This window comes from Vibrio sp. Isolate25 (assembly GCF_022398025.1).
Taxonomy (GTDB): domain Bacteria; phylum Pseudomonadota; class Gammaproteobacteria; order Enterobacterales; family Vibrionaceae; genus Vibrio; species Vibrio coralliilyticus_A.
In genome coordinates this window covers 68,787-87,253 of record NZ_JAKEUT010000008.1, presented here as the reverse complement: position 1 = coordinate 87,253, position 18,467 = coordinate 68,787, and the positions used below count along the sequence as shown (strand labels likewise).

Annotated in this window: 13 protein-coding genes; 5 read left to right on the top strand and 8 right to left on the bottom strand. The window is 46.9% G+C overall.

What is annotated here, in order from left to right:
- Positions 1-33 precede the first annotated feature (33 nt).
- The 6 genes from truA to fabB form a co-directional block, all read right to left on the bottom strand.
- On the bottom strand, positions 34-828 hold the full coding sequence (gene truA / locus L1D15_RS15555; protein WP_239836892.1) for a tRNA pseudouridine(38-40) synthase TruA: 795 nt from the start codon (positions 826-828) through the stop codon (positions 34-36).
- Positions 829-919: 91 nt separating this feature from the next.
- The gene (locus L1D15_RS15550; RefSeq protein WP_239876365.1) at positions 920-2,587 is read right to left on the bottom strand and encodes a FimV/HubP family polar landmark protein; all 1,668 of its coding nucleotides are present in this window, start codon (positions 2,585-2,587) and stop codon (positions 920-922) included.
- Entirely contained in the window at positions 2,533-5,544 is a 3,012-nt protein-coding gene (locus L1D15_RS15545; protein WP_239876364.1) for a FimV/HubP family polar landmark protein, read from the bottom strand. Before L1D15_RS15545 ends, L1D15_RS15550 begins: the two co-directional genes overlap by 55 nt.
- A gap of 201 nt (positions 5,545-5,745) precedes the next feature.
- Complete coding sequence (locus tag L1D15_RS15540) at positions 5,746-6,759, bottom strand: aspartate-semialdehyde dehydrogenase (protein WP_239876363.1); 1,014 nt, start codon at positions 6,757-6,759, stop codon at positions 5,746-5,748.
- Positions 6,756-7,889: a 4-phosphoerythronate dehydrogenase gene (locus L1D15_RS15535; RefSeq protein ID WP_239876362.1), complete on the bottom strand. Its 1,134-nt coding sequence runs from the start codon at positions 7,887-7,889 to the stop codon at positions 6,756-6,758. Before L1D15_RS15535 ends, L1D15_RS15540 begins: the two co-directional genes overlap by 4 nt.
- Positions 7,890-8,120: 231 nt before the next feature.
- A complete protein-coding gene (fabB, locus tag L1D15_RS15530) occupies positions 8,121-9,332 on the bottom strand; it encodes a beta-ketoacyl-ACP synthase I (protein ID WP_239867609.1) in 1,212 nt (403 codons plus the stop codon).
- A gap of 128 nt (positions 9,333-9,460) precedes the next feature.
- On the opposite strand from fabB, the gene mnmC reads away from it, so the two are divergent.
- Positions 9,461-11,479, top strand: coding sequence for a bifunctional tRNA (5-methylaminomethyl-2-thiouridine)(34)-methyltransferase MnmD/FAD-dependent 5-carboxymethylaminomethyl-2-thiouridine(34) oxidoreductase MnmC (gene mnmC / locus L1D15_RS15525; RefSeq protein ID WP_239876399.1), 2,019 nt, complete (start codon positions 9,461-9,463; stop codon positions 11,477-11,479).
- Between the two features lie 62 nt (positions 11,480-11,541).
- On the opposite strand, the gene L1D15_RS15520 is transcribed toward mnmC, so the two are convergent.
- Complete coding sequence (locus L1D15_RS15520) at positions 11,542-11,805, bottom strand: YfcL family protein (RefSeq protein ID WP_239837637.1); 264 nt, start codon at positions 11,803-11,805, stop codon at positions 11,542-11,544.
- Positions 11,806-11,962: 157 nt separating this feature from the next.
- On the opposite strand from L1D15_RS15520, the gene L1D15_RS15515 reads away from it, so the two are divergent.
- Positions 11,963-14,101 carry an LruC domain-containing protein gene (locus tag L1D15_RS15515; RefSeq protein WP_239876361.1) on the top strand — a complete coding sequence of 713 codons (2,139 nt, stop codon included), beginning with the start codon at positions 11,963-11,965 and terminating at the stop codon, positions 14,099-14,101.
- Positions 14,102-14,114: 13 nt separating this feature from the next.
- Positions 14,115-14,591: a hypothetical protein gene (locus tag L1D15_RS15510; protein ID WP_239867603.1), complete on the top strand. Its 477-nt coding sequence runs from the start codon at positions 14,115-14,117 to the stop codon at positions 14,589-14,591.
- 31 nt (positions 14,592-14,622) lie between these two features.
- Here L1D15_RS15510 and L1D15_RS15505 read toward each other — a convergent pair whose 3' ends face one another.
- The gene (locus L1D15_RS15505) at positions 14,623-15,153 is read right to left on the bottom strand and encodes an elongation factor P hydroxylase (RefSeq protein WP_239876360.1); all 531 of its coding nucleotides are present in this window, start codon (positions 15,151-15,153) and stop codon (positions 14,623-14,625) included.
- 220 nt (positions 15,154-15,373) lie between these two features.
- On the opposite strand from L1D15_RS15505, the gene L1D15_RS15500 reads away from it, so the two are divergent.
- Together L1D15_RS15500 and L1D15_RS15495 are read left to right on the top strand one after the other, a co-directional pair.
- Positions 15,374-15,997 carry a trimeric intracellular cation channel family protein gene (locus L1D15_RS15500; protein ID WP_006959475.1) on the top strand — a complete coding sequence of 208 codons (624 nt, stop codon included), beginning with the start codon at positions 15,374-15,376 and terminating at the stop codon, positions 15,995-15,997.
- Between the two features lie 428 nt (positions 15,998-16,425).
- The gene (locus tag L1D15_RS15495) at positions 16,426-18,441 is read left to right on the top strand and encodes a DUF885 domain-containing protein (protein ID WP_239876359.1); all 2,016 of its coding nucleotides are present in this window, start codon (positions 16,426-16,428) and stop codon (positions 18,439-18,441) included.
- The last annotated feature ends 26 nt before the right edge of the window (positions 18,442-18,467 follow it).

Below are 18,467 nucleotides of genomic sequence, written 5' to 3'. Positions count from 1 at the left end.
AAAGAACTGATTAGTTGGACAATTTAACACGGTTTAGTTCAAATTGTCTGGCAAAAATAGTGGCCCAATAGGCACTCTCGGCAATCCAAACTCTTCAGGGTAATCCACATCTACCAAGTAGAGCCCCTCAGCCTTAGCGGTTGCACCTGCCAGTTTGCGATCTTTTACTTCCAACAGCCAGTTTAACCATTCAGGAGGTTGCTCGCCACGTCCAACACATATCAAACTGCCGGTAATATTGCGAACCATGTGGTGAACAAACGCATTGGCTTTGATATCGATGACAACGTACTGACCATGGCGAGTCACATTCAGATGCATCATATTTCGCCATGGACTTCTTGACTGACAATGCACGGCACGAAATGACGTAAAGTCATTTTCACCCAACAAGTACTGGCCCGCTTCGTGCATTTTTTCTGCATCGAGCTCACCATGATAATGACTCACTCCAGATGACAAAATACCAGGTCGCAGAGCACTATTGAATATGATATAGCGGTAACGACGAGCAGTCGCAGAAAACCGAGCATGGAACTCTTCAGGAACTTCTTTCGCCCATCGAACTGCAATATCGCTGGGTAGATTTGCGTTAGCTCCCATTGTCCAAGCCACTGTTTTTCTGCTAGCAGTGGTATCGAAATGAACAACTTGCCCGGTGCCATGCACTCCCGCATCTGTACGACCTGCACACTGAACTTCTACTGGGTGGTTTGCTACGATACTCAGTGCACGTTCCAGCTTTTCCTGAACACTTGTCACTTCTTTCTGACGCTGCCAGCCGAAGTACTGAGTGCCATTGTACTCAATACCTAATGCAATTCTCATCGGGGTGCTCTCTTAAAAAATTGGGCGGGAAGTATAAACATTTTTGCTCAAAAAGATAAAGGGGCTAACGCCCCCTTATTCGTGGAAAAGTTTACCTTCCGTTAATCGCATCAATCAGGTTTTTAGCCTCTCGACGAATTTCGTCACTACCATCAACAATTGCCTCTTCAAGCAGCTTGATTGCCCCTTGTGAATCGTTCATTTCAATGTAGATCTTCGCCAAATCAAGCTTACCTGCTGCTTCTGAGTTGTTATCGACATCAACATTACCTGTATCACCAATAACATCTGGGAAATCACTCAGCCCAACATCTAATTTCAGCTCTTCTTCCTGAAAGTCTTGCTGCTCTTCTTTCTCTACCTCAGCCATCAGCTCATCAATGGTTCGGAATTCTCCTTCCTGAGGATTGAAGTCCCCCAGCTCTTCTTGATCTTCCCAGTTTTCATCAAGAATCTGAGCTTGTTCTGGGCGGTTATTTTCATCCCATACGCCCTGCTCGTCTTCCGGGATATCATCGTTGATCTGAGCTTGCTGCTCAGGAGAAAGGCTGAAACCATTCCAATCTTCTCCTCCTACCTCCAACATAGCTTCGATATCCATACCAGCGCTATCAGAAGTCAGAGTATCAGGAGACTCAAAATCGAAGTTAGCCGCTTGATTTGGCTCTTCTTCTGCAAGGAGCTCATCGAAAGCATCTTCATTATATTCGTGATTAGCTAACTCTTGTACAGCCTCAGATGGAATCTCCCCCAAAGACGGAAGTTCCAAATCATCGAGTTTAAAATCGACTTCTTCTGAGCCAGAGTCGTCCGCTTCAGCCAACGCATCTTGCTCATCAAATTCTGGAAGGTCCTGATCGTCGATCTTCGAATCATGTCCTTCTCCTTCAGAAGCACTATCAGGAGCCGCAACATCCCCAAATTTAGGAATATCCAGATCATCCAAGCCCAAAGTCTCACCGGATACACTCGAAGCACTGGATTGGACTTCAAGGTCCGATTCTTCACCAACATCGGCGAGTACATCCTCTTCGCTGTACTCAGGAAGGTCTAAATCATCCAGCTCTAGCGATTCTTCGGCTTCCACTGGCGCTTCAGGYTCGGGCTCTTCCGCCACRTCCGCCAGTGCGTCCTCTTCGCTGTACTCAGGAAGGTCTAAATCATCCAGCTCTAGCGAYGCTTCGGCTTCCACTGGCGCTTCAGGCTCAGGCTCTTCCGCCACGTCCGCCACGTCCGCCAGTGCATCTTCTTCRCTGTACTCAGGAAGGTCTAAATCATCCAGCTCTAGCGACGCTTCGGCTTCCACTGGCGCTTCAGGCTCAGGCTCTTCCGCCACGTCCGCCAGTGCATCTTCTTCACTGTACTCAGGAAGGTCTAAATCATCCAGCTCTAGCGATTCTTCGGCTTCCACTGGCGCTTCAGGCTCGGACTCTTCCGCMACRTCCGCCAGTGCGTCCTCTTCGCTGTACTCAGGAAGGTCTAAATCATCCAGCTCTAGCGATGCTTCGGATTCCACTGGCGCTTCAGGTTCGGGCTCTTCCGCCACATCCGCCAGTGCATCTTCTTCGCTGTACTCAGGAAGGTCTAAATCATCCAGCTCTAGCGACGCTTCGGCTTCCACTGGCGCTTCAGGCTCAGACTCTTCCGCCACATCCGCCAGTGCATCTTCTTCGCTGTTCTCAAGAAGATCTGCATCATCACCAACTAACCAATCATCATCTTCCGGGATACCAAACTCATTTGGAATCGCTTCTGGCATTGAAGAGACAGGTTCATGTTCTGGCTGTTCAGAGATATCTGGAGTCTCTGGAGTGGAGTCTCTGGAGTCTCTGGAGTCTCTGGAGTCTCTGGAGTCTCTGGAGTCTCTGGAGTCTCTGGAGTCTCTGGAGTCTCTGGAGTCTCTGGAGTCTCTGGAGTCTCTGGAGTCTCTGGAGTCTCTGGAGTCTTTTCAGATGGTGTATTTACTTGCTCCTGCTGAGCAAGCAAATCTTCTTCTACAATTTCATTCTCTTCAGTCGTCGTGTTTGCGTTTTCTGTCAAGTCTGAGGAAGAAGTGATTGGAACATCGTCTTGATCACTCGGTGCAATATTTGGATTTTCTACCTCTTCAATTGCAGACGTTAACCAGTCATCTTCTTCATCTTGATTACCTGCAAGATCTGCCTCCTCTCGCTGAGGTGGCTGCTCCTGCTTCTCTTCAACATCAGATTCTGGCGCAACATCCAACGACTCTCCGGACTGAAGGTTTTCAACTTCATCGATCGCTGACGTTAGCCAATCGTCTTCTTCTGGCCCTGGCTCTGGCTCTGGCTCTGGCTCTGGCTCTGGCTCTGGCTCTGGCTCTGGCTCTGGCTCTGGCTCTGGCTCTGGCTCTGGCTCTGGCTCTGGCTCTGCAAGAGTTTTGTCGGTTTCTGGGGTTTGTTCAACACTCTCTAGTTTATTTTCTTCTGTTACTGGTTCATCAAGATCAAACTCATCCAGCAATGGGTCTCCTTCAGGAGCAACACTCAACATGTCGTCAATAAATTCTTCACTAGAAAATTTACTGTCACTTGCTAGCGCTTCTGGTTCGATCTCTTCCTCAGTAATAAGATCTTGGTTCGCCTCTACTGTTGAAGCTTCTTCAAGTGCTTCACTTTGCTTTTCAATTTCCAGCAACTCTTCGAATAAGTCAGTACCTTCATCTCCAAGCTCTTCGGAGGCCTGCGCCTCTATATCAGATTGAGGCTCAACCAACTCATCAAGCAGATCTGTACTCTCTTCCAGCGAGGGAACGTCGTCAATGTGATCATCTGACAGGAACTCATCCAGTGTTTCTGTAGAGTCATCATCCAAGTCACTGTTATCTTCAGTAATGAGCTCATCAAAAGTATTTTCATTGTCAGTACTTAAGTCGAGATCATCACTTAAAAAGTCATCTAGCGTTTCATCTGTGCCAAGCTCATCAGCCTCGCCCATCAATTCATCAAGTAGCTCTGTGCTATCTTCGCTGACCGCTGTTGTAGGCTCTTCCACCATTTCATCCAACAACGCAGTTTCATCAAGCGCTTCTGCTTCTAGCTTTTCAAGATCTGCCTGCGCTTCAACTTGGGCAAACAGATCATCAATTTCACTGTCTGAGGCAAGATTAGGCTCATTTGACTCAGCTGTATTTGCACCGCTATCGTCATCACTAAGATCGAAGCCATCACCGGCTTCATCCAATAGCGAATCGAAGTCCAATTCATCATCAGCCTCGTCAGAATCAGTCTCATTAAACAAATCGTCTAACAAAGATTGATCTAACTCGTCCATCTCTAAGTCTTCAGATTCACCATCTGAGGCCAGAAGCGAGTCCAAATCCCCTTGAGAAATATCCTCATCATCGTCTGATAGATCAAACTCTCCTTCAGGTGAATCATCCTCCTCAATAACAACTTCATCTAGAGCGCGCTCCATCTCTTCTAGACCGAGTGCTTTATCTTCACTGTTAACACTGATGCCGTTAGCGCTCATATCCATATCGGCAAGCGCTTCATCTAACTCGCCATCGTCACCGATACCTGCGAATGGGTCTTCTCCATCTTCTCCCTCAAGATTGAAATCGAGGTCGTTGTCTTCCAAGTCAGCAAAGATATCGTCTTCGTCTTTACCTTCCTCAGCTAAGCTCTCATCGGAAAATAACTCTTCTTCGTCAGTAGAGTCACCAAACAAATCATCATCAAGAAGAAGATCATCATCCACTTCTTCATTGAGAGAGTCTGGGGCAATAGGGGCAACGGGCGCGACTTGCTGTTCATTCACTTCTTGTGTGGGGGTCTCTTCTCTCTTACGGCGCCCCAGAAGCATCATGATCAGTAGGCCTATGAATAGACCTGGAATAATCGCGGCGGCAGCAACTAACCACGTGTTGGACAGCAGTTCATCCAAGGGTGACGGTTTCATCTTTTGCTCTTCAGCTAAACGTAAACGCTCAGCTTCTAGTAGCTTTTCGACCTCGTTACGAATTCGAGATTCATCACCCAATTCATCTTTAAGTACATCGACTTCAGACTGAACATCAGCCAGCATCAAGCGCAATTTATGGTTCTTTTCTTCAAGAGCCATTAGCTCGCTTTCTGAGCTTTCGAGTTGACGCTCAAGTGTCGATACCTGAGCTTTTTGTTCTTGCTTAGCAATTTTCGCGAGATCAGAAGTGGCCTCAACTGCTGGCTTAGTATCATCCGCTACCGGCTTCTCCATGTCAGTCGTCGCGGGCGTTTCATTAACAGGCGGCTTAGGTTGAGCAGGTTGTGGCGTGGCAGGAATATTTGTTAACCGAGCCTGATGCGCGGCCATTACATTAACCGCTTCTTGGGTTGTTACACTTTGTACTTGAGCTAGTGATGGAATACGCAACGTACTCCCAGGAATGAGCTCATGGATATTTTGATTGTCAAATGCTTGAGGGTTGAGCTGGTATACAGCAAGTAATGTTTGCTGAACACTCACATTGGTTGACGGGCGTAAACGGCTTGCAATAGCCCAAAGTGTTTCCTGAGAAGTGGTTGGCCCATAAAAGCGAGAGGGTTCGTTATTGTTACGCAGATCTTGGGGAACAAAATCAGAATACCGCGGCGATGAATGAATTTCGCCATCGGGTCCCTTAAGGCGAATACTTTCTGCACTAACAATCGATGTTTGAGTCACGGCTACTAATGCAACTGGCAGCAGCAGACGCTTAAAAATTCGAAGCATAGAAGGCTCAGCTATGTACTCAATAAGTTTTAATGTAATGATCTGTTAAATATATCGGATAAACACGCTAAAACTATAGGCGTATAGCTAAAAAATGTGTGGCTGCCGCCATATTCGCACTAATCTCACACTAAATTTCGCAATCTGATTAAAAAAGCCTCACACGATGGTGAGGCTTTGCTATAGGTGATAATAATAGACTCAGTAGTAGTCGCGAATCAGTACTTCTGCTATCTGAACCGCATTGGTAGCGGCCCCTTTACGAACGTTATCTGCTACAACCCACAAGTTGATACCACTATGGTGGCTAATATCGTTGCGAATACGACCAACCATCACATGGTCTTTACCACCTGCATCACGAACCTGTGTCGGGAAATCTTCACCATGGAACACTTCAACACCCTCGGTCTGCTCTAATAAGTTAGCCACTTCCTGAGCATCAATAGGTGCACGAGTTTCGATATGAAGTGCTTCCGCATGACCATAGAAAACAGGCACTCGCACACAAGTCGGGTTGACCGTGATTGACGAGTCATTAAATATTTTCTGCGTTTCCCACACCATTTTCATCTCTTCTTTGGTGTAGCCATTTTCCATAAACTGGTCAATTTGCGGCAGACAGTTAAATGCAATCTGCTGTGAGAACTGCTCATTTTCAGCTGGCATACCATTAAGCAGCTTTGCAGTTTGACCCGCCAACTCATCGATACCAGATTTACCAGCACCAGAAACGGATTGGTAAGTCGAAACATTAATACGATCGATGCCCACGGCATCATGAATCGGCTTAAGTGCTACCAACATTTGAATCGTCGAACAATTCGGATTAGCAATGATGTTGCGGTTACGGAACTCGGCAATCGCTTCAGGGTTAACCTCAGGCACAACCAAAGGAATGTCATACTCATAACGGAAGTTAGAGGTATTATCGATGACAATTACCCCTTCATCGGCAGCGATTGGCGCCCACTTAGCCGATAATTCTCCCCCTGCGGAAAACAGGCCAATGTGTACCTGAGACCAATCAAAGTTCTCTACGTTTTCGACTTTGATGCTTTTGCCGTTAAAACGGTAAGTCTTGCCTTCACTGCGTTCACTCGCTAGTAGAAAAAGGTCACCAACAGGAAACTTACGCTCCTGAAGTACTTCGAGAATTGTTTCACCGACTGCGCCGGTCGCACCTAAAATGGCAACGTTATATTGCTGGCTCATTGACTTACCTCAATTTGAAAACCTAATTTCGCTAGTGGTTGCAGGTTAGCCTCTGCACTTCCTCTCAGCGTGACTGCACTGTATTCACGGCGATCCCAGTAGTGTTTACGCATCAAATCAAACGCACCAGGTTGACTGATTTCACGACGGAACAATGCATCGTCTTTACGCACATCATAGACAAGTTGCGTCAAGTTGTGCAGCGTAGCTTCATCCCAAGCTCTGTCCAATACTAACTCCGGCACTGGTGCTGTAGGCAGAAGCTCACTGGCATGTGCACGTAAATCGTTATTGAGAAACTCGCAGAAACTATTAAAAATCATCGTGGTTCCACGAGCTTTCCCCTCTAAACCATAACCGGCGACATGAGGGGTTGCGAATGCTAGCAGAGGCAGAAGCTCCATATCAACCTCTGGTTCGAATTCGAACACATCCAATGCAGCAATAAAGCCATCTTGTTTTCTCAGGCGAGCTTTCAACGCAGTATTATCAACAACTGGCCCGCGTGCGGCATTAATCAAAATTTGGTCGCCACGTAACCTATTCAACACGGTTTCATTGATTAGATGATGAGTCGGAAAATCACCATCACGGGTGATTGGAGTATGAATCGTAATGATATCCGCTTGCTCAAGCAATACATCTAACGGGGTGAAATTACGCTCATCTCCCGCCGCTTGCTTAGGTGGATCATTGATGAGCACCTTAATACCGAGACCTTCCAAACACTGCTGAAGGTAGCTCCCCACCTGACCTGCGCCAATGATTCCAACGGTTTTATCAAATACTGAAAAACCTTGTTGCTGCGCAAGTACCATCATGACGCTAAACGCGTACTCTGCTACACCGACTTTGTTGCATCCGGGTGCCGCAGTGAAAAAGATGCCCTTCTCTTTGAGTAACGCTTGATCAACATGATCCATACCTGCCGTGGCCGTTCCGACAAACTTAAGCTTGTTCGCTTTGGCGATAAGATCAGCATTCACTTTTGTCACTGAACGAATCATCAGCGCATCTACATCAATTAAGTCTTCGGCGGTCAGCGTGCGCCCAGATTTTAAAACAACCTCGCCCAGCTGGCTAAAAAGCTGCTCAGCATAAGGCATATTTTCATCAATTAGGATTTTCATGGCTTAAGAGATCTGATTTGGGAATAGCAGAGATTGTGCAGAAAAGCGCAGTCGCTGTCGAGCACTAGCGATAGAAAGAAAAATGCCCGGCATTAGCCGGGCAAAGTTCCAGAACAAAAGGATCCCGACCCGCTCTCCATGGGTCAGAGTCTGCGTCTGTTCGACTACCCTTTTTTCAAAAGGTAGCCAAGCTCTGGAAATTGGTATGCTGGGGAAACCCCAGCGCTTTCGTTAGCCTTGGTATTTCTTGATAACCAATGTTGCGTTTGTACCACCAAAACCAAAGCTGTTTGACATGACTGTCGTCAGTTTCGCATCGCGCGTTTCTGTTACGATATCTAAACCCTGAGCCGCTTCGTCAAGGTTTTCAACATTCACACTCGGCGCGATAAAGTCGTTGTTTAGCATCAGTGTTGAGTAGATTGCTTCGTGAACACCAGCCGCGCCAAGAGCATGACCTGTCATCGCTTTTGTCGCAGAAATTGCTGGGCTGTTGTCACCAAACAATTCTTGAATAGCACCTAACTCTTTTACGTCACCCACTGGTGTTGATGTTCCGTGTGTGTTCACGTAGTCGATTGTCTCTACGCCTTGCATCGCCATCTTCATACAGCGCACTGCGCCTTCACCTGATGGCGCAACCATGTCATAACCATCAGATGTTGCGCCATAGCCAACGATCTCGCCATAGATTTTCGCACCGCGAGCTAGAGCGTGTTCAAGCTCTTCAATCACCAGCATGCCGCCACCACCAGAAATAACGAAACCGTCACGGTCTGCGTCGTATGTACGAGAAGCTTTATCTGGCGTTTCGTTGTACTTAGTAGATAGTGCGCCCATAGCGTCAAACATCATAGTTTGAGACCAATCCAGCTCTTCACCACCACCAGCAAACACGATGTCTTGCTTGCCAAGCTGGATAAGCTCCATTGCGTGGCCAACACAGTGTGCAGAAGTTGCACACGCTGAACTCATTGAGTAGTTAACGCCACGAATTTTAAATGGCGTCGCAAGACATGCAGAAACCGTAGAAGACATGGTACGAGGAACCATATAAGGGCCCACACGTTTCACGCCTTTCGCACGCATAGTATCTACCGCTAATGCTTGGTTCAGTGCCGAAGCACCCCCAGAACCCGCTACGATACCTGTTCGGTCATTAGAAACCTGTTCTTCAGTCAGGCCAGCATCTTCGATTGCCTGCTGCATTGATAGGTATGCATACGCAGCCGCATCACCCATAAAGCGCATCTGTTTACGGTCAATATGCTCTGATGGATTGATTTTAAGATCACCCCAAACCTGTGAACGTAGACCTTGTTCTTTAAACTGCTCAGAGGCAGTAATGCCAGATTTACCTGCTTTAAGAGACACTAAAACTTCTTCGACGTTGTTACCGATACTTGAAACAATACCCATACCGGTGATTACGACTCGTTTCATTATGACATTCCTATAATTCAAAAATCTGCTAGATGATAACTAAGTTACCCGTGAAAAGTGGTCAGCTTTCCCAGAAAACCGTACAATCGCCACAACTTTATCGTCTTCATCACAATAATTCAGACATTATGACCTCAATTACCAATGCTCAGCTGGGCTGGAACGATGTTGGAACACCTGTATCAGACCAGTTCGACGATGTTTACTTTTCTAACGTAAACGGACTTGAAGAAACCCGCTACGTCTTCCTCCATCAAAATCATCTGCCACAAAGATGGCAGGATTATGACCAGCGCCGCTTCGTCATTGGAGAAACCGGCTTTGGCACAGGTCTGAACTTCCTTGCTGTTTGGCAATGGTTTGAAGAATTTAGGCGTCAAAACCCAGATGCGCCACTCAGAGAACTGCATTTTGTGAGTTTTGAAAAGTATCCACTGAGTAAAGATGACCTAATTAAAGCGCACCAAGCATGGCCAGAACTTGCTGAATACGCAAGCAAATTACAACAACACTATCCAATAGCCGTTCCTGAATGTCATAGAATTATTCTGGAAGACGGGGCTATTACTCTCGATTTGTGGTTTGGCGACATTAAAGACTGCATGCCAAAGGTTCCCGTTGATGAGCGAGGCCTTATCGATGCTTGGTTTTTGGATGGCTTCGCTCCTAGCAAAAATCCCGATATGTGGAACCAAGAACTGTTCAATGGCATGGCGAGACTTGCCAAACAGGACTGTACCTGTGCGACGTTTACGGCAGCCGGTTTCGTTCGCCGCGGCCTAATCGAAGCCGGTTTCGATATGAAGAAAGTCAAAGGCTTCGGCACCAAACGGGACATGATCGCAGGTCATATGGCCAATCGCCAAACACACACAAACCATAAACCTTGGTTTGCCCGTAAAAATGCAGAACAAGCTCAGTCCATCGCGATTATTGGCGGTGGCATTGCCAGCGCAACATTAGCAAAAACACTCATCCGCCGAGGAAAACAAGTCACACTATACTGTCAAGACTCAGAAGCCGCACAAGGTGCATCTGGTAATCGTCAAGGTGCTGTTTACCCTCTACTTAATGGCACCCATACAGGCGTGTCTCGCGTATTTGCTCCAGCTTTCCTTTTTGCCAGACAATTTATCGAGCAAGCAGCAGAGCAGATCAAATTCGACCATGACTGGTGCGGCGTGACTCAACTCATGTGGGATGAGAAATCACAAGCCAAACTTAAGCGTATGCTGGGCGGCCACTTTGATAAAGCATTGATCCACCACCTTGATGCTGAGCAAACAAGCCAAACCATAGGTCTCCCTATCGATATGGAGAGCGTCCATTATCCACTTGGTGGATGGTTATGCCCCGCCCAGCTGACTCAAGGACTCATCGACCACTTATCAGAAAGCCCGCTTTTCAGAGTATGTTTCGATACTAAGATTGATGATATGCGCTGGAATGAAGAGCAGAAAAACTGGACGTTAAATAGTGGCCAAACTCAATTCAGCCATGACACCGTTGTAGTCGCGAATGGTCATCAGTTTGCCGATTTGCCACCGACCCAAGACATCCCTTTGGGACAGGTTAAAGGTCAAGTCAGCCACATTCCAACCACGAGTAAACTGAGCCAGCTTAAGACCGTCCTTTGTTACGATGGCTATATGACACCCGTAAACCCTAACAATAGGCATCACTGTATCGGAGCCAGTTACGATAGAGATAATTTGGACCAAGAGTTTGATCCGCACGCACAACAGAGCAATGGTGACAAACTGCGTCAGTGCGTGCCAAATCAAAATTGGCCTCTTGAAGTCGACACCTCGGGTAATCAATCGCGTCAGGGGATTCGCTGTGTGAGTCGCGATCATCTGCCATTTGTTGGCAACGTGGGCGATCTCGAAACAACGAAACAGGTTTACCGTAACCTGCAAACCACCCAATTAGAAGACGCAGAAAAAGCACCGCACTTCCCTAACCTATTTTGTATGCTTGGGTTAGGCTCTCGTGGTTTAAGTTCAGCACCACTCTTGGCTGAGACCTTAGCGTCACAAATTTGTGGTGACCCTTTACCGCTACCAGTGGATGTGCTGGAGGAACTCCATCCAAGCCGCATGTGGGTGAGAAAATTGAGAAAAGGCAAAGCCATCACGGTATTATAAAATGCATAAGGGCTTGCTCGAAAAACTCGATCAAGCCCTTAAGCAATATGCTATCTGTGAGGTTAAGCTTGGTTGACTAACTCTAACCATAGATCGTTAACAATGGTGCGGTCGGCAGGACTCAGCTCTGCACGTGCCTCATCCAAACTACTCTGAATACGTACTTTCAGCTCTTCTATATCATTGACGCCTTCTTCTTCACACGAAGCAGCAGATAGAGAAATATGTCCACGTAAGTAACCACCAGCAAATAACTCATCATCAGATGCGGTTTCAATACGCGCATCAATCATTTCTAGCAGCTTCTCTTCAAATTCAATAATCATAATGCTCTATTGCCTGGGTCAGTTTGATTCTCAAAAAGAGTGCAGAGCTTCTCACATTGAGAAAATTAACGCAAACCCTAGTTATATCAAGGCCTGACAGCATGGCACGCGCTGTGCACTTCCTCAACTATTCACAACGTTCAGCGAGGAAGAACTCATGAAAACACAACACAAGGCTTTGAAAAAGTCAGTCGTGGCGGGTGTTTTATTTCAAGCATCACTCGCCTTTGCTGAGACACCATTCACTTCGTGTCCAACTCAAGCATTTTTAATTCAGAATCCCTCAGGTACGCCCGTCGTCTATGGCGTCAGCATCGACGTAGGTAGCTATGTCACACTGGATTCCAATTTAGATACCGCGAAGCTAAATGGTGTCGGCTACAGCAAACATGACGACTTCATTTACGGCTGGGACTATGGCACAGCCTCACTATCTCGTATTGATTCCACCTTTACAAAAACCTTGCTTAATATCAGCAAGCCATCTGGCGCACCCGCGTCTATCTACGTTGGTGATGTCTCTCTTGATGAAAATGCCTGGTATGGCTACAGACCCAACTACGGACTCTACCGCATTGACCTTGATACACTGGTGATGGAGCTTTCATCACCGCCTAGCCAATTCGGCAATCCTGCAATATACGATTTGGCTTTTCACCCTGATAACAGCCTTGCTTATTCCATCGACTCCAACGGTTACTTGTGGGAGATAGATGTCTACGCGGGCACAGCGAACCGACTAAACCAACTGCTAGATAAAAATGCTCTCGGGTATCGCTTAACTTTTGGTGCGGTCTATTTCGATGTCGATGGCAACTTTTACACCAGCAACAACAGTAATGGGTATGTCTTCAAAGTAACTATCAATGGAAACAGCTCCAGCGCAGAATTTTTTGCTTATGGCCCTTCAAGCAACTCCAATGATGGTGCTCGCTGTGCTCTGGCACCGGTCGAACCCAGTGAATACACCGATTTCGGAGACGCCCCAGATAGTTACAAAACCACATTTGCATCCTCTGGTGCCCGTCATGGCTTGTCGGAACTCAAGCTAGGTTCTGTCATTGATGGAGAGACCGACGGTAGCCCGTATCCGCTCAGTGATGATACTTCAGATGGTTCGGACGATGATGACGGTATCCAGTTCCCCGTTCCAATTCAGGTGGGACAAACCAGCAAAATCATCGCAACGGCTGCAGGCACATCTGACAGTTCAGTGCTCAATGCTTGGGTTGATTTCGACCGAGATGGTGAGTTTGAGTCTAACGAAATCATCATCAGCGACCAATCGATGAGCGATAGCACTGGCGACATTTTCTTCACTGTTCCAACTTGGGCTGTCACCGGGGAGACTTGGGCTCGATTCAGAATTTCCAACACATCAGGCATAGGTCCAAGCGGCGGCGTTCCTGCTGGTGAAGTAGAAGACTATTTGGTCGACATTACAGAAAGCGGTGTCGTGACCGAACTATACCCCAGCGGCGGTGGCTACACATCTTTCGCCTATGAAGATCAGTATCCGAAAAGCGGCGACTATGACATGAACGATGTATTAATGAATGTTAAATACACTGAGTATCAGCTCAACGATCAAGTCATTCGTATGAAAATCGAGGGTAAAGTAGCCGCACTTGGCGGTGACTACCATTCAGGCTTTGCTATTCGATTGCCAGGTGTAGTGAAAGAGGACATCAAATCTGACTCTGTTCAACTTTACGTGAATAACGAGCTGCAAACCGCAACTGTACTTGAAACCGACACCATTGACGCTGTCTTCATTATCCACGAAGACTTATGGGAGATGACAGAACCGGGTGAAGCCGAAGCGTGCACTCTATTTCGCACTCAAGAAAGTTGCGGTACCGCTTATCGCCCTAGCTGGAGGCTGACCTTTTCGTTAGAAAATGCAGTCGATACTTCAACCATGCCACCATTCCCGTACGACCCCTTTATCTTTGCAGCTCCCGGCCACTATTACGGAGATATTGGTTATCAACTAACAGGTGGATTCCCAGGCCGAAGCTTAGAGATTCATCTTAAAAACCAGTCCCCTACCAGTAAGTTTGACTTACGTTACAAGTCTTATGGTGTCGATGCGTCAAGTGGCAATACTCACTATCACGATGACAAAGGTCTACCTTGGGGTATAGAGATCCCTACTACTTGGCAACATCCCTATGAACAAGTCAATATTTTAGAGGCCTACACCAAATTTGATGATTATGCCCAAGACGCCACTGGCCAGACTGAACCTACCTGGTACGAAGCATCTGTAGACGGCAAGATTTATATCGACTAAAGGAGAAATAATTATGTGGAATATCAAACTTATACACTTATGTACAATGATGATACTGGTTTCACTCTCCGGCTGTGGTGGTGGCGGAGGTGGTGAAGGAGGCTCTTCAGGTTCATCAACAGGTTCTTCAGCCACAGCAGTATCAACCGATGAAGATTCCAACAGTTTGGCAAATGTGCGTATCGATTACGACAACGACCTCACTTCAATTTATCAGGTCGATATCGATGTCAGTTTGCCGCACCTTTCCGCTTCTCAGGTTTACATCTCTGTCTGCGATAACACAGGGGGGAGCATCGACGTGGTTGACTACGACAAATGCCTCTTAAAAGCGGCATTACAAGCCGGAACAGGCAGTTACCAGCTACGGGTACCGAATCATTGCGAATCGCTAATCGCGATAGTTTCTGTCATGGAACCCAACACTGCACCATTGGTGTATACGCTCAATCACAACAATCAAGCCGAAACGACTTGGCTGATTCAGTGAATATAAATCCAGCCGTATATTGCGGCTGGCTTTATTCTACTTTAAACATAGAATAATCCAGAGCAGGCTGCTGATAAAAAGACCGTAATGCATCTGAAAGCATACGAACACGCAGTGGCAAACCTTGCTCAAATATCCTACCAACTTCCTTATGGACCTTATGCATAAAGGCTAATCGATCGGGTTCAAACTCACCATTTAAATTGTCACAGCTCACCGTAAACGGGAAACCTGCGCTAAGAGAAAGAATCCATTCATACGCTTGAGGTCGAATTTCTACTTTCTCAAACTCAGCCTGAACCGCTTCAGTGCGTCCATCCGGTTCGTACCAATAACCAAAGTCTTCTAATAGACGGCGCTTTGGCCCTGCGACACACCAATGCGCTACCTCATGCAGCGCCGACGCGTAAAAACCACGAGCAAAAATAATCCGGTGGTTAGGCTGATTATCGCCTGCTGGAAGGTAAATAGGTTCATCCCCTCCTAGCTCCAAACGTGTATTGTACTCGTCAAGAAAAGTGGCGTTAAAAATGTCGATCAAGTCCTGATAGTGGTGGCTCATGAGATAAAGTCGTGGTTTAAATAACAGCGCTCGGCATTCTCGCATTTTTGATCCCAATTGCAAATCTCTATACCAACTACTGACATTAGAAATAATTATGCGAAAGCCCCCTTCACATTCATAAAATCTCATTCGTCACAGATCACATTTCCCACTAAACTGCCTTTTATTGGTTACAGAATGGCAAATTTCCAATCCGCTAGTCACGTAGGGCAAAACAATGTTATTGAGCATTTTATATATCATTGGCATCACGGCTGAAGCCATGACCGGCGCACTCAGTGCAGGTCGAAGAAAAATGGATTGGTTTGGGGTTATGCTCGTTGCGAGTGCAACAGCGATTGGCGGTGGAACAGTGCGCGATATCCTCCTCGGCCACTACCCGCTCGGCTGGGTAGAGAATCCACAATTTCTCGCGATCACCTGTATTGCGGGCGTGCTAACCACGGGATTAGCCAAATGGATCATCAAGTTTAAAGGGTTGTTCATTCGCCTCGATGCGCTGGGCCTGATTGTGTTTAGCATAATCGGTACTAAAGTGGCGTTAGCAATGGGCCATCATGCAATGATCTGTATGGTAGCGGCACTGGTAACAGGCGTTTTTGGTGGGCTATTACGTGACTTAATCTGTCGTCAAACACCGCTTGTATTGCACGAAGAGTTATACGCGTCTGTCGCCCTGATTGCTTCAGGCCTTTACCTAGCGTTACTGGAGTTTGGTATCAATGATGTCACCGCGACCATCTCAACTCTAGTCGTTGGCTACATGCTGCGCATGGCTGCGGTTCGCTTTAAATGGCGTCTGCCTTCATTCCACCTAGAAACTGAAGGTTCTCTTCACTAATTCAAACGCCCCGGCCTCGGGGGCGTTTTATTCTCTAACGGCCACTTAGCTATGAATAATATTCGCTCGAATATTTACCGCTAGGGATCATTTGTGATCCAGTTTAGATTTACCACTCAAACCTACCATCGAAGCTCGCTTGTGCGATGAAAGTGCATTCAAGTATTCTGCAAATCTTTTCATTGGGTTAATCCCCCCCCCCTTAAGAGCGACGTACTTGCTCACCAATCGCTAACATATTGATGCCACTTTCAATCAAGCGTGCGCAGCGGGTTAATTATCCGTTAATTTGTCCTGTGACCTTTTGCACAAATACCATTGCCGACTTATTTTACTCTGGTCACCCACAAGGAAGAGTTCGGCTTCACTTTGATTAAGCTCTCCCAATTTTTCCTTGCTGTTAACCAAAACAGCTGAAAGGTCTGAAGATGAGAAACCAACACCGTATTACCCTATCGGCTATAACGCTAGCTATCATTTTGGCTGGTTGTAGCTCCGCGCCAAAAACCAACGAAGCTTCCGCCCAACTGACGGCACTACTCGACAGCTACCAACATGAATCGCAATCCCTAGATAACACTCACTTTGGTATCATCAATGATCAAATGGCTGCCGCTCGTCAGTCTTTGGATCGTATCTATCTCAACAAACTGCTTGAAATAGAAAGAAGCGCTTTAACCGATGAAGAAAAAGTCTATTTCGACACTTTCCGCTTTGACCGCATCATTGCGATTCGCGGCGCTAGTTTTGCTAACGCGCGATTTGGCAACTTCGATGTACCTATCACCCACTTTTACAACAACATCCAGTGGAATGCCGAAGAAGCAGGTGCTGCTATTGATACCGATTCCGACAGTGAACAAACGTACCAAGATCAACTAACCATACTCAAAGAGTACACCTCTTGGGTCAGGGGCTTACACAGCCAATACCAGCAAGCTACGCAGCAGGGTATTCAACTACCCTCCATTCTTGCTGAGCGCCTATATCAAAACAGCGTGGACACGATTAGCTACAATAATTTTTCCATGCTCAAGGTAGGATTAAACGACTTAAAAACTCAGTCAGGGTATACGCCAACTTTTATCAATCAATACACGCAGGAAGTTGAGAAAGCACAGCGGGCAACCCAAGAGCTGTTAGCGTATCTGCACAATCAGTACGTTAAAAACGCTCGCGGTGAAGGCCAACTCACCGACAAGAATATTGGCTGGGGTGATTTACCTAATGGACAGAGCTGGTATCAGTGGCACCTAGACCGTAACAGCACCACAGGTCAATCCGCAGCTGAACTGCATCAAATGGGTGAACGACTGGTCGAAGAAGCCAAAGCTGAGATGATTCGTGTGGCAAAAGTGGTGGTTGCCAAGCGCGGTTCTATCGTGGAAGCGGCGTATCGAGACCCATCAACAGGTGACGTTTCAACTCGAACATTTGAACTCGCCACGGACTCAGGTCAGATCAATCTCGGCGAGTTTTTTAAATACCTCAACAGCGAGCAGTTCTTTTATGGTCGAGATGGTCAGCAAACAACAACCAAGCAATACGCAGCGGTCTGCAGTAGCGCGTCCTCTCCTTCCGCCTGCGAAAACGCGCTGACGGACTACTATGTGTTTAAAAACAATGCCAACGATGTCGTTGCCAGCTATTTTAAACCTATCAAAACCGACTACACCATAGAGCCAACCCCTGCTGAAAGCGAGATGTATGATGGTGTGGCCTCCTACGACGACAATGTGTTCACTCTCAACACCAACCCAGATTACAGCCTGCAAAAATGGAATGTCTCCACCTTGCTGTTACATGAAGCGGCGCCTGGTCATCACTTCCAAAACGCATACGCGCAGGAATACCCACCTGCTAATCTGCCCGATTATATGCAGGATATCTGGTACACCGCCTATGGTGAAGGTTGGGCGCTCTATACCGAGTGGCTTGGTATCGAAATGGGCATTTATGGAGAGCTAAATGCGCAAAACCAACCGACCTTTGTTAACGGCAAGGGCATGTGTACGCCTGATACCGACTATAGCCAGTTCCAAGGCGGAATCTATACGGATGAGCAAGAGTGTAACGCCCTACAGTACTTTGGCAGTCTAAACGAAGCACAGTTGAGGAATATGCGATTGGCGGTCGATACTGGCATTCACGCTAACGGCTGGAGTATTCAGCAAGCACGCGATTATATGCACGCCAATTCCGCGCTCGGCGAAGGTGACATAGAATCAGAAAGTTTCCGTTACGCCGCCTATGTCGGTCAGGCGGTTTCTTATAAGTCCGGTTATCTGGTTATCCGAGAATTGCTTGAAAAGGCTCAACAAGAGCTAGGAGATAAATTTGAATACGCTGAATTCCACGACCAACTGCTACGCTACGGACAGCAACCTATGGAAGTGATGAAAAGCAACATCAACAACTGGATTTCTACAAAACAACAGGCCTAAATAAAAAACGGCTTCCTTGTGGAAGC

Bases quoted from the DNA above. Each gene is read 5' to 3' on its own strand.
- mnmC (WP_239876399.1), top strand. From the start codon at position 9,461: ATGACCTCAATTACCAATGCTCAGCTGGGCTGGAACGATGTTGGAACA.
- L1D15_RS15510 (WP_239867603.1), top strand. From the start codon at position 14,115: ATGTGGAATATCAAACTTATACACTTATGTACAATGATGATACTGGTT.
- L1D15_RS15520 (WP_239837637.1), bottom strand. From the start codon at position 11,805: ATGATTATTGAATTTGAAGAGAAGCTGCTAGAAATGATTGATGCGCGT.
- L1D15_RS15535 (WP_239876362.1), bottom strand. From the start codon at position 7,889: ATGAAAATCCTAATTGATGAAAATATGCCTTATGCTGAGCAGCTTTTT.
- L1D15_RS15515 (WP_239876361.1), top strand. From the start codon at position 11,963: ATGAAAACACAACACAAGGCTTTGAAAAAGTCAGTCGTGGCGGGTGTT.
- L1D15_RS15545 (WP_239876364.1), bottom strand. From the start codon at position 5,544: ATGCTTCGAATTTTTAAGCGTCTGCTGCTGCCAGTTGCATTAGTAGCC.
- truA (WP_239836892.1), bottom strand. From the start codon at position 828: ATGAGAATTGCATTAGGTATTGAGTACAATGGCACTCAGTACTTCGGC.
- fabB (WP_239867609.1), bottom strand. From the start codon at position 9,332: ATGAAACGAGTCGTAATCACCGGTATGGGTATTGTTTCAAGTATCGGT.
- L1D15_RS15505 (WP_239876360.1), bottom strand. From the start codon at position 15,153: ATGAGCCACCACTATCAGGACTTGATCGACATTTTTAACGCCACTTTT.
- L1D15_RS15495 (WP_239876359.1), top strand. From the start codon at position 16,426: ATGAGAAACCAACACCGTATTACCCTATCGGCTATAACGCTAGCTATC.
- L1D15_RS15500 (WP_006959475.1), top strand. From the start codon at position 15,374: ATGTTATTGAGCATTTTATATATCATTGGCATCACGGCTGAAGCCATG.
- L1D15_RS15540 (WP_239876363.1), bottom strand. From the start codon at position 6,759: ATGAGCCAGCAATATAACGTTGCCATTTTAGGTGCGACCGGCGCAGTC.